The organism is Ectothiorhodospira magna (assembly GCF_900110965.1).
Classification (GTDB): domain Bacteria; phylum Pseudomonadota; class Gammaproteobacteria; order Ectothiorhodospirales; family Ectothiorhodospiraceae; genus Ectothiorhodospira; species Ectothiorhodospira magna.
The window spans coordinates 1-15,653 of the sequence record NZ_FOFO01000035.1 but is presented as its reverse complement, the minus strand read 5'-3'; the positions used below and the strand labels follow the sequence as shown (position 1 = coordinate 15,653).

Annotated in this window: 19 protein-coding genes; 13 read left to right on the top strand and 6 right to left on the bottom strand. The window is 56.2% G+C overall.

Annotated features, from left to right (window positions below):
- Window positions 1–559: DUF4351 domain-containing protein (locus tag BMX62_RS11940; RefSeq protein ID WP_143339783.1), on the top strand; the 559-nt coding region annotated here is incomplete at its 5' end.
- 11 nt (window positions 560–570) lie between these two features.
- Here BMX62_RS11940 and BMX62_RS11935 read toward each other — a convergent pair.
- The 5 genes from BMX62_RS11935 to BMX62_RS11910 form a co-directional block, all read right to left on the bottom strand.
- Window positions 571–879: an addiction module antidote protein gene (locus BMX62_RS11935; protein WP_090209379.1), complete on the bottom strand. Its 309-nt coding sequence runs from the start codon at window positions 877–879 to the stop codon at window positions 571–573.
- A gap of 355 nt (window positions 880–1,234) precedes the next feature.
- The gene (locus tag BMX62_RS11925; protein ID WP_090209374.1) at window positions 1,235–1,666 is read right to left on the bottom strand and encodes a hypothetical protein; all 432 of its coding nucleotides are present in this window, start codon (window positions 1,664–1,666) and stop codon (window positions 1,235–1,237) included.
- A 54-nt stretch (window positions 1,667–1,720) separates the two neighbouring features.
- Window positions 1,721–2,317, bottom strand: a complete 597-nt coding sequence (locus tag BMX62_RS11920) for a transposase (RefSeq protein ID WP_162273545.1) — start codon at window positions 2,315–2,317, stop codon at window positions 1,721–1,723.
- A complete protein-coding gene (locus BMX62_RS11915; RefSeq protein WP_090209368.1) occupies window positions 2,310–2,699 on the bottom strand; it encodes a gamma-glutamylcyclotransferase family protein in 390 nt (129 codons plus the stop codon). Before BMX62_RS11915 ends, BMX62_RS11920 begins: the two co-directional genes overlap by 8 nt.
- Window positions 2,696–3,160 carry a gamma-glutamylcyclotransferase family protein gene (locus BMX62_RS11910; protein ID WP_162273544.1) on the bottom strand — a complete coding sequence of 155 codons (465 nt, stop codon included), beginning with the start codon at window positions 3,158–3,160 and terminating at the stop codon, window positions 2,696–2,698. Before BMX62_RS11910 ends, BMX62_RS11915 begins: the two co-directional genes overlap by 4 nt.
- A 244-nt stretch (window positions 3,161–3,404) precedes the next feature.
- Here BMX62_RS11910 and BMX62_RS11905 point away from each other — a divergent pair, with 244 nt between their 5' ends.
- The 10 genes from BMX62_RS11905 (at window position 3,405) to BMX62_RS11865 (ending at window position 11,863) form a co-directional block, all read left to right on the top strand.
- Window positions 3,405–3,701, top strand: a complete 297-nt coding sequence (locus BMX62_RS11905) for a hypothetical protein (protein ID WP_090209362.1) — start codon at window positions 3,405–3,407, stop codon at window positions 3,699–3,701.
- Between the two features lie 232 nt (window positions 3,702–3,933).
- On the top strand, window positions 3,934–4,248 hold the full coding sequence (csx16, locus tag BMX62_RS11900) for a CRISPR-associated protein Csx16 (RefSeq protein WP_090209359.1): 315 nt from the start codon (window positions 3,934–3,936) through the stop codon (window positions 4,246–4,248).
- Between the two features lie 4 nt (window positions 4,249–4,252).
- Window positions 4,253–4,606, top strand: a complete 354-nt coding sequence (locus BMX62_RS13175) for a hypothetical protein (RefSeq protein WP_238375987.1) — start codon at window positions 4,253–4,255, stop codon at window positions 4,604–4,606.
- Complete coding sequence (gene cas10, locus BMX62_RS11895) at window positions 4,572–6,107, top strand: type III-A CRISPR-associated protein Cas10/Csm1 (protein ID WP_238375986.1); 1,536 nt, start codon at window positions 4,572–4,574, stop codon at window positions 6,105–6,107. The genes BMX62_RS13175 and cas10 overlap by 35 nt, the downstream gene beginning before the upstream one ends.
- 8 nt (window positions 6,108–6,115) lie before the next feature.
- Complete coding sequence (csm2, locus tag BMX62_RS11890) at window positions 6,116–6,577, top strand: type III-A CRISPR-associated protein Csm2 (protein WP_090209352.1); 462 nt, start codon at window positions 6,116–6,118, stop codon at window positions 6,575–6,577.
- An 18-nt stretch (window positions 6,578–6,595) separates the two neighbouring features.
- Entirely contained in the window at window positions 6,596–7,306 is a 711-nt protein-coding gene (gene csm3, locus BMX62_RS11885) for a type III-A CRISPR-associated RAMP protein Csm3 (RefSeq protein ID WP_090209349.1), read from the top strand.
- 15 nt (window positions 7,307–7,321) lie between these two features.
- Window positions 7,322–8,290 (top strand): type III-A CRISPR-associated RAMP protein Csm4, encoded by a 969-nt coding sequence (gene csm4, locus BMX62_RS11880; RefSeq protein ID WP_090209346.1) that lies wholly within the window; start codon window positions 7,322–7,324, stop codon window positions 8,288–8,290.
- The gene (locus tag BMX62_RS11875; protein WP_090209344.1) at window positions 8,287–9,927 is read left to right on the top strand and encodes an RAMP superfamily CRISPR-associated protein; all 1,641 of its coding nucleotides are present in this window, start codon (window positions 8,287–8,289) and stop codon (window positions 9,925–9,927) included. The genes csm4 and BMX62_RS11875 overlap by 4 nt, the downstream gene beginning before the upstream one ends.
- Window positions 9,928–10,854: 927 nt before the next feature.
- Window positions 10,855–11,481: a hypothetical protein gene (locus tag BMX62_RS11870; protein ID WP_090209341.1), complete on the top strand. Its 627-nt coding sequence runs from the start codon at window positions 10,855–10,857 to the stop codon at window positions 11,479–11,481.
- A gap of 166 nt (window positions 11,482–11,647) precedes the next feature.
- Window positions 11,648–11,863: a hypothetical protein gene (locus BMX62_RS11865; protein ID WP_090209337.1), complete on the top strand. Its 216-nt coding sequence runs from the start codon at window positions 11,648–11,650 to the stop codon at window positions 11,861–11,863.
- Window positions 11,864–11,899: 36 nt separating this feature from the next.
- On the opposite strand, the gene BMX62_RS11860 is transcribed toward BMX62_RS11865, so the two are convergent.
- Window positions 11,900–12,631 (bottom strand): hypothetical protein, encoded by a 732-nt coding sequence (locus BMX62_RS11860; RefSeq protein WP_143339781.1) that lies wholly within the window; start codon window positions 12,629–12,631, stop codon window positions 11,900–11,902.
- A 365-nt stretch (window positions 12,632–12,996) separates the two neighbouring features.
- Between BMX62_RS11860 and csx2 the strand changes: the two genes are divergently transcribed.
- On the top strand, window positions 12,997–14,238 hold the full coding sequence (gene csx2, locus BMX62_RS11855; RefSeq protein WP_090209330.1) for a TIGR02221 family CRISPR-associated protein: 1,242 nt from the start codon (window positions 12,997–12,999) through the stop codon (window positions 14,236–14,238).
- Between the two features lie 65 nt (window positions 14,239–14,303).
- Window positions 14,304–15,485 carry a CRISPR-associated ring nuclease Csm6 gene (gene csm6 / locus BMX62_RS11850; protein WP_238375985.1) on the top strand — a complete coding sequence of 394 codons (1,182 nt, stop codon included), beginning with the start codon at window positions 14,304–14,306 and terminating at the stop codon, window positions 15,483–15,485.
- The last annotated feature ends 168 nt before the right edge of the window (window positions 15,486–15,653 follow it).

The window sequence follows — 15,653 nt, the reverse complement described above, 5'->3', positions numbered from 1 at the left end:
CCCTGCCCTTGGCTATCTCCTCCTGGACGAGGGGGCAATCGTCAACGACCCGGCCTGGTCGGAGCCGGCACGCAATGTGGTCGCGGCCCTCTTCCAGCTGGAGAACAACCGTGATGAGCAGGAGATGCTCAATGTCCTGGGCAAGCTGGTCGACTGGCTCAAGGCACCCGAGCAAACGAGCCTGCGCCGGGCCTTCGTGGTCTGGATACGGCGCGTGTTGCTCCCCCATCGGGCACCCGGCATGGAGTTGCCCGAGCTGAACGATCTACAGGAACTGCACGAGGTACACACCATGTTGGCTGAACGCATCAAGAAATGGCCGGAACGCTGGCGCCAGGAGGGGCTCGAGCAAGGGCTGGAGCAAGGGCTAGAGCAAGGACGTGAGCAAGGTACCCGTCGCATGCTGGCCCGTCTGATCGTCAAGAAGTACGGTGCGATCCCCACATGGGCGCAGACCCGGCTCGACCAGGCCGGCCCTGAGCAACTGGAAACATGGGCGGATGCCATCCTGGAGGCAGAGACGCTGGAAGCCTTGCTGAGCGAGGCACCCAGACACTGAGTTCCATCGCGTCAACTACCCCCGACTGAAGTCGGGGGCTTGTGAGAGCAAGCCGGGTTGACGCGCACAACCTTCATGATCGTGGTGAACTCAGAGTTTCCCTCGCTGGACAGCGCTTTGTACAGCCCCTCGCGAGCCATGCCGGTGTCCCGGGCCAGTTGGGTCATACCGCGGACTCGGGCAATGTCTCCGAGCGCGGCCCGGATCAGGCTCCCGTCCCCGGGATCTTCAGCGAAGCAGGCATCGAGATAGAGGGCCATGTCCTCGTCCGTGTGGAGGTGGTCCACTGCGTCCCAGGGCTTCAGTGTCACGTTGGTCATGTCGTCAGTCTCCAATCTGCCGGGCCAGTTCGGTGGCCGCGCGAATGTCCCGTTGCTGTGGAAGACCTGAAAGTAGCGTCCATGAGGCGTCGCCCCAAGGCCAAGATCAATGACCAGGGTCGCCCCGTGGCTAATGTGGCCAATGGTGCCAAAGCCAAGGCTGGACTCAATAAGGCGATCCTCAATAGCGCTTGGGGAAGTATCAAAACCTACACCCAGACAATCGGCCAGTCAAAGCCGATTTGTCTGTCAACGCTGCGGCCAGACCGATCATGCCGATCACAACGCCAGCCGGGTGATTGCCCAACGGGGCGTGAGAAAGGTGATGGGGCAGTGCACATCCGAATCAGGCCTCTCAATGCTTGCTGTAGCGCTCAGGACCAAGCGGCGGAATGATTCCACTTGTCGGCTTATCGATTTCCGCCACACTGAAACGTGCCGCATGAACCATCGGGCCTGCCATTGAGCCAAGCCCAACCAAGCCATGATCAATATCTTTGAAGTACAAAAATTGGCCAAATTTGCCGGAAGCCTGAACCATGCCATGGTAAAAATCAGTTCCCTTGAGATGAGTGATCAATATCTTGGGCTGCGCCTTTTCGTCTTGCAACATGGTACGGACGATAAAACTGACAATTTGTTTAAGCTTCTTGTCCTTGGTAGGGCTAGAACGCTCCACTAAATCCTGTTGCTCAACCAGATCAAAAAAGGCGTCCAAGACATCATTCAACACCTTAGCTTGCAAAAGAGTTTTGCGCAAATCAGCAATCAACTGCTCGTTTTTCATCAATCATTCACCTGATTCAAAACACATGCCATGTTATACACCCGCTTAGCCACTCTAGGGAAATGCTGAATAAGTCATGCGAAGCAAGGCCGTGAATCCTTCATGACTGCGATCGCTCTCACGAACAGGGAATTTCACCTCACAGAGGCCGTTTTCACGGCCCTGCGCGGCCTGTTTACATCCTCTTACCGAACTCCGGGCGCAGTCCCGTCGCATCTTGGCGGTGGGTGTCCAGTGAATCACCGTCTCGGTCTGGCCCGAGGCGATGAAACGGGAGACCTGTGTGTTGAATTTCTTGGACAGCCGGACACAGAAATCCACCTTGGCGTCGCGGTGGGCCACGAACAGGGCAAAGGAAGGGAACCCTCGGTCATACAGAGCCAGATCTTCGGTGTTGAGGCCGCTGAGCAGGCGTTCTGCCAGGAAGCGCTCCCCCATTCGCATTGGAGCCAGCTCGCAACTCAGGGGCACTCGCGTCAGAACATCCTGCTGGCTGACCGGCAGCGCCATCGGCCTCTGGGTTTGGGTCTGGTTTCCCTGGGTATCAAACGCCTCGGCCAAGTCATCGTTGAGCGGCAGCCGCACCTTGGTGCCGTCCACCGCAACGAGTCGATAGCCCATCCACCGCTGGGCCGGGTGCTCGTCAAGCATACACCATCCTGTCGGTGTACTCCCGAACCGCCTCCAACTCACGAAGTCTCCTGTCCGGCGCTTGCAGGAAGTACACCCAGGCATCCATGACAACGCCGTCCACCTCACACGAGATCACGCGCCTGCGGTAAAATGTTGGATGCCCTTCCAAGCGGTCCAGATATGACCAGCCTGCGTCATCGCTCACCCGATAGAGTTCGCCAATAACGTGGTGGCCTTCGCCGCTGCTGTCCAAGAGGTACGGCAACCCATCCACCACAAGAGGGAAACGCTCTACTGTGATTGCCTCACCGATGAACTCTCCCGCGGCACGCTGCATCACCCTGTGGTTGCCATGGCCACGTTTGAGGGTGCCGTAAACGAATACGAGATCCGGCTTCATGCCATCTGCCTCCACTGCTCCAGTTCCGCTTTGCCAGCCCAACCCAGGAGTTCATTCAGGTAGTCGTTGGGCAGTCGGAAGGCTACGGCTCCTCCTAAAATTTTGATCAGGTATCCATCGCGCGGAACGCCGGATTGCTTGCGGCGATCGATGTAAGTAAGTGCGTCCACGAAGCGGTCGTTGCGCAGCTGCACCTGAAGAACCACCTTTTGATAATGCCCTGTGGCCACTCCTTCGTACTGATCCAATGACCACTCATCCGCGCGGGAGATTTTCCAGACTCCGCCCCAGCACACCGAACAGGCATCCTTTTGGAGGGTGGCCACTCCGCGTCTGTTGATCAGGAATCGCCAGCCTGGCAGAAGTGCCGAACCGATCTTCCTGGCATCCGCACAACGCTGCTGCATCTGCTCAGGCCACATGCTCGACCCGTAAGCAAAGTAGTAGCTTGCCTGCTTCATTAGCTTGGGGTCCTCCATGGCGTGATGGGATTGGGTTCGAAGTCCACACACGGTGTGCGGCGGCTTGTCCTCAAACTCGATCTTCGATTTTTTAGGGTTTGATTTTATGATGGAGTTACGCTAAGCGCGGCAGGCAAAGATCTCCTCCGCACGATAGCGCAACGCGGGTGTCGGTTCTTGTCGGCCCAGGTCACGCAGCAGATACAGCACCGCACAGAACACGTCATACAGGTCCACCCGCGGGTTGGACGAACAGCTGCAGGCGCTCGTGGATGCCCTTCAGGGCATTCTGGCAACCCTTGACCCTGTGGCCACCCTACCCTCGTCATCTGAGGATCTGACGTCGATACTGCTGCAATTGCGGGGCTACCTGGAGGAGAACAATACGCGGGCCAACGATCTGCTGGAAAGTCACCGCGCACAGCTCACCTCCCGGCTGGGAGATTCGGGTAACCGACTGGTCAGACTGGTTCGCGATTTCGAATACGATGCAGCACTGGACACCCTGCAGAAGATCCTGCCCCACACGGACGGGCACTGAACGCCGCCATGCCCCCATGCGCCTGGCTCAGGCCCCCTTCTGGGGGGATGGACCCAACTTCACGGGCCGAGTCCATGCAGGCATACCAGGGGCTCATAGGCGGTCGGCCGGAAAGTTCAGCTAACGAAAATAGATCCCTGATTTGCAAGCAAGGCAAGCTTGCCGGGGCCAAGATAAGGACCAAACTGCTTAAACTTATGCAGACAACCTTCCACATTGGAGTCTGCACACCATGGGCAAAACCTATTTCATCAGCCGCCACCCCGGCGCCGTGACCTGGGCTGCCAGGCGTGGTATTCCCGTGGATCGCACCCTGGATCATCTGGAGATAGAACTCGTCCATCCCGGTGACACCGTCATCGGCACCCTGCCCATCAACCTGGTGGCCAGGGTCTGCGAACGAGGCGGCCGCTATCTTCACCTGAGCCTGTCGCTGCCCCCGGAACTGAGAGGACAGGAATTATCCGCCGAGACACTGGAACGGCTGGGGGCACGGCTGGAAGAATACGAAGCCGTCCGCAAACCCTGTCCGGAGGCAAGGAAATAGCCCAATGACGTCACAGACCATCAAACTGCCCTTGGCCCGTTACCGGCTGTGGTTCCAGGCACAAACCCCGGTCACACTGCCCCGATTTGCCGGCTCCACCTGGCGGGGCACCCTCGGTCATGCCCTCAAGAAGGCCGTCTGCGTCACCCGTCAACCCCATTGCAGATCCTGCATGCTGCTGCATGCCTGCGCCCACGCCTACATCTTCGAGACCCCGCCGCCGCCCGGCGCCGGAAAGATGCGAAAATACACCGCAGCCCCCCACCCCTTCGTACAATGCCGCAGGCAAGTTCCTGATCGTCGCCCCCCATACACAAGCCACGGTGACGGCACTCAGACGTGTACAGGCGGTGCTTGATGACTGGTTCCTGCAACACTGCCATGGGCAGTCCGGCATCGGTCTGGCATGGCTACCCGCCTGCTGCAACGATTTTCTCCGTGGCCGCGTGAACGGAGACCCCCCCTTCAGGATACTGATGAAACGACTGTTCGAGCAGTTGCAGGAGGCCAAGGCTCGGCGATTCAACCTCTGTGCCACAAGCTCCCCGTCGCCCCTGTTCGAGGGGTTTCTTGACCGGTTCGATCCAGTGCTTGGTGTCTGCGCCGTGGATGGTCGTTCCCCGGCCACCCGGCTCAAGGATGGTATCCCGATGTGCGAGCTATCGGCGGACCAGATCGAAGTGGGTCGCCACTTGGTCACGCAGAGCCGGGTACTGATTTCACGGGAATCTCTCGATCACAATACCCTGTCCTTGCCGATATTCGGCTACTACGTGCAGTTCACGGGCGAGGAGGAAAAGTCAGGCCGTTTCGGACCAATAGCTCGCACTGGCAACCTGAGACGAGTCTGGGATTTCACGCTTCCAAGGCAAGGGGATGCCCCCCTGTTCAACGGTTACGCCCGACGCTTCATCAATGGCTATGTACCACGTTTTGGCCAACAGAATGCCTGGGAGCAAGGCCGCTACGAGCGCCTGCCGGCGGAGTTGCGTGACGGCTGGGAACCCGACGCCCCAAAAACCCTGGAGCACCTGGCCTGTGATGACCGACAACCCGATGAACAGCACCGTTATCGAGGGATTGAGGCGCTGATGACCCTCAAGGGGGATGTGGATAATCTTGGCCTGCTGTTCGAATCCGGTTTAGAGCCCCCCACCTTTGCCAAGATGGCGGCGCTTTCACGACAGATGAATGCCTTTTTTGCCGTCTGGCTACCTTGGCACTGTAGCCTCAAACGCCCGTCTGTATACACCGTCTTTGCCGGCGGGGACGATTTCTTTCTTATTGGTCCGTGGCATAGCACCATGCAGTTGGCCAGGGAAATGCGCACGGAGTTTTCCCGTTATGTGGCTGGGAATCCCCAGATCCATTTCTCTGCGGGGCTTTCCATGACCAAGCCGGGTCTGCCGGTGCGTCAAATGGGACAACTGACGGAAGAAGCACTGGATCACTCCAAGGGCAGACGCGACCGGGAAGGTCTGCTGGTCAAGAACGCCGTAACCTGCTTTGGTCAGACCGTGTCCTGGCAAGAATGGGAAGCATTATGGACCATTGGCGATGAGATTGACCGGGTCGCCAAGGAGCTGAATCTTCCCACCGGCTACCTTTACGGTCTTCAGTTCCTGGCCGACATGGCGGGGCGCCTTCAGCAGGGCAGCGGTCCCATTGAGGACGCCCTGTGGAATTCCCGCTTTGTTTACCGCACCCGCCGCCTGCTCGAACGCCAGCGAGGCATGGATGCCAGGGCGCGCATGGTTTGGCAGGAACGTCTTGGCACCCTGCTGGGCGGCGGAATCAGCCGCCATGGCAGTGCCTTCAAACTGGCCCTGTTCACCTATCTCTATCAACATCGCTATTGAGGGAATCCATGATGCCGCAGGGAAACCATCGCGGTCGCCCGGGACGTCCCGGTACAGACCGCCCCCATCATCGGGACCAGTCCACCCTGAACACGACCCGCATTGTGCTGAACGCGACTCCCCTTTCCGTCGAGCTTTTCGACGACGTAGCCCGTCAGACAGCGCGAGAGGTGGCAGGAGACTCCAGAAAAAACAAACCCAGCCAGATTCGCCAGTTCTACGACGAGTTGGTGATGTGGGAGGAAAAAGTTCGCCGGGACGAGTCACGGTTTGAGGAATATCTCCCCTTCATTCGCATGCTCAACGCCAAGGCCGCCTATGCGCAGGGCCGAAACCATGTGGACGCAAATTTCGTCATGCTGATACACCACTGCCTGAGCCAGGTAAACACCCCCCAGACCCTGCGTAATTGCAAGCTATTTTTCGAAGCCTTCATGGGTTTTTACAAGCTGGAACGCCCGAGCGACTGATACGGGAGGAGAGGATTCATGCAGCTCACACACATTGGAGAGATCCAGGGCCGGATCGAGTTGATCTCGGGCCTGCATATCGGCAGCGGCAATACGGAAATGCACATCGGGGGGACCGACAATCCGGTGATCAAGAACCCGTTTACCCACGAGCCCTACATCCCCGGCTCCAGTATCAAGGGCAAGATGCGCAGTCTGATGGAATGGCGGGCCGGCGTCGTTTCAGAGACCCAGGGCAAGCCATTGGGTTTTCGGCACATCCGTTCCCTGCCGGAGAACCGAGTCAACGCGGGACGAAACATCCTGAGATTGTTCGGTGGCGCGCCGGAAGGCGCCAGCCAGGAAGAGTCATTGGTGACGGAAATCGGCCCCACCCGGCTGGCCTTCTGGGATTGCAATCTGGAGCGGGACTGGGTGGCCGAAATGCAGAGCAAGAATCTGCTGCTCACGGAAACCAAGTCGGAAAATATGATCGACCGGATCAAGGGCGTGGCTGAAAATCCCAGGAATACCGAACGGGTACCGGCCGGCGCCCGGTTCGAGTTCCGTCTCACCCTCAGGGTGATTGATGGGGAAGACCTGATGGAGGATATCCTGCGCGGTCTGCGTCTGCTGGAACTGACCGGTCTGGGCGGTTCCGGATCACGGGGCTACGGCAAGCTGCGCTTTACCGACCTCACCTGGGAGGGTGCCTCATTGCAGGAGCGTCTTGCAGCCGTGACGGTTTGAAAGGAAGGACGCGCCATGGAAATGCTGCGAATCGTGATTGAACCCCGCTCCGCCTTCGGAGGCCCAATCCGGGGTGATACCCTGTTCGGTCAGCTTTGCTGGGCCGCACGCAACCGCTGGGGAGAGTTGCGCTTACAGGCATTGCTGGAAGGATACACCGATGGTGACGGTCGCCCCTTTGCCGTCTGTTCCGATGCCTTCCCATCCGGTTTCCTGCCCCGCCCGGCATTGCCGCTCTATCGCTACGCACCGGTGGGAGATGCAGACCGCAAGGCACTCAAAAAACGGCGCTGGATACCCATCGATGCCTTGTCACAGCCCATGGAGAAGTGGCTGGCACTATCGGTGGATGATACCGCAGTGGCAACCCAGGCAAGCGCCACCAGCCTGGCCGTGAACCGCCCTCAGCCCCATAACAGCATCAACCGCTGTAGCGGCACCACCGGGCCGGGCGCATTTGCCCCCTACACCCAGGTCCAGCACTGGTATAGCCCGGGCATCCGACTGGACGTGTATCTGGTCCTGAATACCCAATGTCTGACAGCGGATGAAGCCATCCTGCTGCTGCGTGATATCGGTCTGACCGGATATGGGCGAGATGCCAGTATCGGCCTGGGCAAGTTCGAGGTGTTGACGGTGGAAGCCGCCAGCTTCACCGCGCCTTCTCAGCCCAATGCCTGTTTTACCCTGGCTCCCTGTGCCCCTCAGGGTCTGGGGATTCCGACGGATCGGGCCTTCTACGAGGTGTTCACCCGTTTCGGTCGGCATGGAGGGCAAGCTGTTTTCGCGCCCGGCGGACCTTTCAAAACCCCCGTACTGCTGGCTGCGGCAGGGGGTGTTTTCGGCCCTGATACCATGCCGGTACATACCGTCATCGGCCAGGGTCTCGGGGGGCAGGGCAGGATCTCCAAAGCTTTGCCGGATACGGTACAGCAAGGCTATGCGCCCTATGCCGCCGTGCGGGTCAACTGGGAGGCTTCATGAGCATGATGCAACACTGGACACTGAAGATCACGCCTCTATCACCCGTTCATATGGGCACGGGGCAGGATTATTCCCCCACGGACTATGTGATCGAGGACGGTGTCCTGTATGAATTCGATGCCCTGGCAGCCATCCAGGTTCTGCCGGCGGCGGACCGCCAGCAACTCAACGCTCTCCTGGAGCGCCCCCCCGGAGAACGGATGTTGCTGGAGATCCAGTCCTTCTTTTATCGCAACCGGGAGCGACTCATTCCGGTATCCCGCCGGGAAGTCCATGTAAATCCCAGTGTGGAAGCCTTTTACAAGGAAAGGATTGGTCAGGTGGCTCAATATGAAGCCTCGGGCAAGGCTGTGCAGAATCGACTGGAGATTCAGCGTACCGCATGGTCATCCGCCACGGGCGCATCCATCCTACCAGGCAGTGGACTCAAGGGTGCCATCCGCACCGCCCTGTTGGATCACCTCAATCAGGGCCGCCGACTGCCACCTGGGATCAGAAGCCATCAACAACTACAGGAATCCCTTTTGCAAGGCACCTTTTCCAAGGATCCCTTGCGCATGGTGCGCATCGGGGATGCTTGCCTGACGCAAAATCAGGATTTTGCCACCGAAGTCCGATTCGCCCTCAACCGCAAGAAACATCCGGTAACCGGACGAGGCGGTACCTTGGTGCAATCCCGGGCGGAACAGCAGGGGCTGTATCAACTCTTGGAATGTCTCCCCTGGTTCGTTCCCAGGGTCTTCGAGGGCAGCCTGTCAGTGCAGGAACGAGGCGGAGTGAGGAGTGATGAATGGCCTGATTTGTCTTTTTCCCTGGATGACATCGTCTCCGCCTGTAACCGCTTTTATCGCGGGCACCTGGAACGCGAATGCAGACTGATGAAGGCAATGGGCTATCTGGACGACCAGTGGTCATCATGGATGGAAAGTCTGTTTTCCGGGCCGGTGGGTAGTGCGCTGGAAGAAGGGCGGGCATTCCTGCTGCGAGCGGGGCGCCATAGTGGGGCTGAATCCGTGACCCTCAGTGGTGTACGCAGTATCAAGATCATGAAAGGCAAGGGCGAGCAACCAGATTTCATGGACGAGGCAAAAACCCTCTGGCTAGCCGCAAATGAACGCCAGGCCCGTCGTCAGTTGCTGCCCTTTGGCTGGTTGCTGGTGGAGCCATATCGTGATGAGCGCGACCTACCCTCTTGGCCGGCAAACCTGGCAAATCGGGATATTGCCATTTGGCGCCGGAAAACAGAACAACGCAAGCAGGTGCTCTGGAAGATCCTGGACGAGTCCCAGGCCAGGGAAAGGGAGCGTCAACGCCTGGCCGACCAGGAGGCACGGGAGGCGGCCCTTCGGGAAGCGCGAATGGCGGCCATGAGCGAGGAGGAACGTCTGATCGAAGCCCTTTTGACCACGCTGGCACAGGAGCGGACCGCTGGCACCCTCTCACCCAACAGCCAGGTGGCCAGCGACCGGGTGAATTTACTGCGAGCCGCATTACAGTGGGAGTCACCGGAGTTGCGCCGTCAGGCAGCGAATGCCATTGCCGAAACCGTGCGTCTGCTGCCTTGGAGCAAGAAATCAAAGCCGGAAAGACAGGGGGAATTGGCATTGCTTCGTGGGGAGTCAACTACCTCCACCTGAAGGCGGGAGCTTGCCTGCCGCGTCGCGGGCGAAAGCAGGCTGGGTTGACCAGCCTAAGCCCGCCTGAGCAGGAAGTGTTTTTGCTGGATTGGAGGTTTGGGATTTGATAGGGTCAGTGGGTGTGTTTTTTGAACGGCATGGTGGTTAAAAATTAGCCAACTCTTTGGTCATTTTTTGATCAGCTTAAAACAGGCTTTAAACCATTGCTTTATAAAGCTTTTTTTTGCCGCTAGAGTCGCAACACTTCCCTGATGAAGAAGGGGAGTAATAGTCAAATCTGGTGTATGGCTGTTGGTCAGGCGGCCTTCCTTTCGTTACCATTCAGGCACTATATTTAGTATTTCAAGCTCGTAGATCTACTATATGTAGCGCTTGCAGCTTGTGTTCAGAAACGAGAAATGAACACTTCAAGCATATGGCGTCATAATCTCGTGCTGTAACTTATTGTTTTTTCTCGGCTTGAGCAAAAACTGATAGCCTGAATAGTAACCCCCGGTCATCGACCTTGGCCTTGGGGCGACGGCTCATGGACGCCACTTTCAGGTCTTCCATGACCACCATCCTCCCCCCCTCCCCGGCGCGGTCACAAGGGCACGGCTGACCCTACCCTCCCCCTCCTGGCTTACGCCTAGCAGGGGGAATGCTCAAGACAGCCAGCCCATGACCCATCTGCACGATATCCAGAGAAGTGGCGGCTGGTGTGACGCGATTTTTGGGTCTACCCGCCTTTGTCTTGAAACCTGCTGGAAAAAAATCTTGGCATCTCCATCGCTGCATAAGCTTGTCCCGGGATGGGCACGACCTATTTACGAGCAGGTGGCAAGCTTGCAAGAGACCATCAATCCCGGAAGAAAAGACTAGTATTGGAGTCACAAAGCGGTACCCATACAGAAAAACCAATACCTAGAATAGATAAGGGCTCCAGAGATGAAAAATTCTTACATCGAAAACCCAATGGACTGGAGTGAAAACTTTGATGATTTTGATTCCGAGTATTGGGAGTGCTACCTGGGTGGGCCTGAAGCATTTGAATTCTCTCCCCTGCCTGAGGCCACGGATGAATATGATGAGGGAATTGATTATGAATTCGAGGATGCCGAAGATTCAACACCTGAAATCAAAGCGTCAAAAACATCTCCCGAGAAAAATGCGTCAAAAAAATCCTTGCAGAGATCCATTCTGAGACTTTCCAGATCTTCAAGAAAAAACCTCGAACATAAAAAAACCACCAGGGAATCTGAAGGGACATTCGAAGTGAATAATCGCATGGAAGATATTGTAAACTGGCTGAGTAGTCAGTCGCGTTCCATCCACCCCTTGCGCACTGGCGATGGTTTTTTTGTCGCTCGTGGTTTCTGTGGTCGCCTTCCCGATGGCAGCATCGTTGATCTGCTGGAATGGTTGCTGGATGAAGGGTTCACCCAGGGCAAGATTGTGGGTGAGTATCGGATTTCCTACACACCTCCAGGTGGTCCTTATCGCGAAAAAATCACCTTTTTCCACTGCGTGGAAGCGTTGCCCTTCGCTCCGATTACTGCCTCAAAAAAACTGTAATGATGAAATAAATGATTCAATATAATTTTGAATAAAAGTTCGTTTTTAATTACTTAGTAGAACCGATTTTTAATGACCATTTGCACCGATACCATCTTTGGTAAGATGGTAAAAAAATATTTTTCCATTAACTTGAATTGAACCATAAAAATACAGGGTTTTTATCATGCAAGAAAATGACTATACAACCAAACAAATGGTTCTTGATATCGCAATGCGATTCTACGAGACACGCTACCCAGGACAACAGTCAAAATGCGAGAATGAGGATAAGCAAATGCTATACTCATGCATTCGTGATGCTCATGAAATGATAGAAATAATTTTTGATATAAAGAAAGAAAAAGAGCAAGCAAAAATTACATACGATCATCTCAATTAGTACTTTTAAAAAAAGCCCCGAACGGGGCTTTTTATATTAATTATTAGACCATAACTTTATCCAGTAGCCATAATCTGGAAGATCAATTTTCATCTCCACGGAATAAATGTTGCCATTTTTGTCGATGACTGTTGAAGCCTCTGAACTACTAAAAACCTGATGGCTGAACGTGTCTCTTATCAACTGCAGCTCAACAAGCCTGGCTCGCTGACCTGAATCTCTTTCAAGCCACCAACGGCTCTCAATCCATGTTCCATCCGTGCATTCAATGTCATTGTTTCTTCCAAAATCCCCAATACGCATGACATCCGGAAGCTTATAAGGAGAAACCGGTACACATCGAGTGGATGTTGAAAGATCCTCAAAATATATCATGTGACCATGATAGTCCATATAAGTCATGGTATTTATTATATCCCTGTATCCGAATTGATCATAAATATCAATCAAAGATTCGACAGGAACAACCAGCATACCACTGTGCATGATGGAGTCCCGGTTGGCTCTCATCATACGTCCTTGATAGTTAATTCCATCTGAATCTATCCCCAGCATTTCAAAATTAAAAACCAAGCCCGGTTCGGGGGACCATGCCCCGGCAACAGAATATACCAATTCCTCACTTGAATCCTCTTTTCCACCGCTTCCACCGCTTCCACCGATACATGCAGATAAGGAAAAAATCACGATCAATAAAAAAATTGTTTTTATCTTTTTCATACAACCTCCAAACTTCATTAGCTGACCAAATAAAATTGATTTTACCATTTTACAATATCTGGAATGTTAGGGTTGAACAATCAGTCATGTCACCGTCATACGGGCCGCACCCCACAATGCCAAGATTAAGGGGATACCAGTGCCACCGGGGTTGTGGCAAGCTTGCCGGCAGGGTTCCAAAGGCCCGCCCCCCCATTGTTTCTATGAATGATTTGACCTACCGTTGGACATGATGGGCTGGCCACACCACGTGGCACGTGTGCCCAATGAACGGAGTGGTTGGTTCACTTCACTTGGCGGCGGATAACCTGGCTCCATTCTAGCCTTCATCCATATCGGCGCTGGAACCAGCATGGGCCAAGGGGCCTGCCGGCTAAACTAGCCTGGATATTATTGAAAAATAAGGACAAATCATGAAAAATCACACACTGATCACCTTCCTGGGTCGTGGCAGGCTTACTGACAACAACGGAAATACCACGGGATACAGAAAAGCCCACTATCTGTTCCCTGATGGCACACGCCACACCACCCCCTATTTCGGCCTTGCCCTGGCGAATTACACCCAACCCGACCGACTTTTGATCCTCGGCACTGCAGGTAGCATGTGGAGCGCCCTGCTTGAGGATCACATCAGTGATGGGGCGAATGAAGATCTACGCATGAGTTTGCTGGAAGCAGAGGGAAACGAAGCTGTGACGGCCAACCAGGTCGCCCAGCTGCCCCCCCTCCTCAGCCTGGCCACGGGGCGGGAGATCAGCACCCGACTCATCCCTGCAGCGCGTGATATAGAAGAGCAACTGGAGATCCTGCAGACCATGGCCGAGCAGGTTAAAGCCCCTGGCCGGATCACCCTGGATGTCACCCATGGGTTCCGTCACTTTGGCATGTTGGGGTTTCTCTCCGGCTTCATGTTGCAGCGCATCAAGAAGCTCGAAGTGGAAGGCATCTGGTATGGTGCGCTGGACATGGCTTATTCCGATGCCGACTCTGGCGATCCCATCACGCCAGTGCTGAGCCTGGACGGGTTGCACGCCGTACAAGAGTGGATCTCGGCTTTGGAGCGCTTTGATGCCAGCGGCGACTATAGCGTCTTCGCCGATCTTCTACGCCGTGACGGCCTGCCTGATGACAAGGCGGAATGCCTGCGCCAGGCTGCGTTTCATGAGATCACACTCAACACCCATGATGCTGCACAAAAACTCCTCAGCGTACTTCCCATGCTCGACAAGCCGCTGCAAGGCGCCAGTGAGCTATTCCGGGAACGCCTTCGGCAACGGCTGGAATGGGCAAAATACCAGCGGGCTTCCGAGCAGCAGCATCACCTGGCCCAACGTGCACTGGAACGCGGCGACTACCAGCGCTGTGCCATCCTCGCTTTCGAGGCCAGAATCACCTGGGCCTGCGAGCAATCGGCGAAAAATCCATTGAATCGCCGGGATCGCGAGGCAGTCCATGATCGGGAAATCAGTCTTGCCCGACAGGGGCGACATGACTCGGATCACCCTGATACCTCCTTGGATGACCTTGCCCAAATCCGCAACGCAGTGGCTCATGGCACGCCTCCGTCGTACGTTCCTCTTCAGAAGGTCATCAAGAATCCTCGCCAGCTTCGGGAATTCCTGAAAAAAAGCCTGGCAAGCTTGCCACGCTGACGGTCTGCCACCGCCCAGGGCACACTGACGGCCACTGTCATTGAACGGACAAGAACAAACACGGAATGAGCACACACACTTCCATGCCATCCACGGCTTCTCATCCCGGTGATCGCATTGATCCGGGCCGGTTTAAGCGACGCATCCTGCTGGCCGTAACGGGCCTGGCACCTCAGGTAGTCACGGAAACCCTCTATGCACTGGCCACCGGCCCCCATCCGGAGTCACTGCCCAACGAGGTGCATCTGGTGACCACCGCCGAAGGGGCAGAACGCGCCCGCCTCGCACTACTATCGCGTGAGCCGGGCTGGTTCCACCGCTTGCGAGAGGAATACGACCTTCCAGATATTGCCTTTGATGAGACTCGCATCCACGTTATTCCCGATGCCCAGGGGCAGCCTCTGTCGGATATCCGCACTCCGGCGGATAATCTGATGGCAGCAGACTTCATCACCGAGCAGGTGCGCCAACTCACCCATGACGAAGATAGTGCCTTGCATGTCTCCATTGCTGGCGGGCGCAAGACGATGGGATTTTTCCTGGGGTATGCCCTGTCCCTTTTTGGGCGCCCCCAAGATCGACTCTCTCATGTCCTGGTGAGCAAGCCGTTCGAATCAACCTGGGACTTCTTCTATCCCAGCCGGGATTCACGTGTTCTGACCACCCGCAACGACGATAATCTGGTCGATGCCCGCGATGCTCAGGTCACTCTGGCGGAGATTCCCTTTGTCAGTCTGCGCCATGGCCTTGATGACCGACTCATGGCAGGCAAAGCCAGCTACAAGGAGGTGGTGGAGTCCGCCCAAGAGGGCCTTGCTCCTCCATCGGTCAGACTGCATCTCCCCACGCGCAAAGTCCGTCTGGGACGAAAAACCCTGACCCTTTCCCCATCCCACATGGCGCTCTACTGCCTCTTTGCCCGACGTGCGACGGAAGGCGACCCCCCTCTGGAAGCGCCTGGCAAGGGAGTACCGGATCCGGAATGGGCCGAGCGTTACCTGCAGATGCTCAAAGAACTGAGCGACCCCATGGCAGACCTGGACAAGACCGAACGCGCTCTGGCACATGGCATGGACGGGGAATACTTCTCCCAAGCACTTTCCAAGCTACACCGGCGACTGCGAGCAGCCCTGGGGACAATGGCAGGGCCTTATCTCATCCACGACGGTGGCGCGCGGCCACGCCGCTACAGCCTGGATCTGCCCCCGTCATCGATCCACTTCAGTGATGATCCTCTGACAGATTGATTGTACCCGTCCGGTAGCCCCCGTATTCCATAGTCCCCACTGATCCTCCATCGTCACCGGCACGATCTCAAGTAATAGAGGGGATGTGGCGGATGAGCAGAGGTATCCGACAGCGCAAGCGCGCTTTCTGGAAGGATCTGGTCCAGCAGTGGGCGGCCTCAGGCCAGA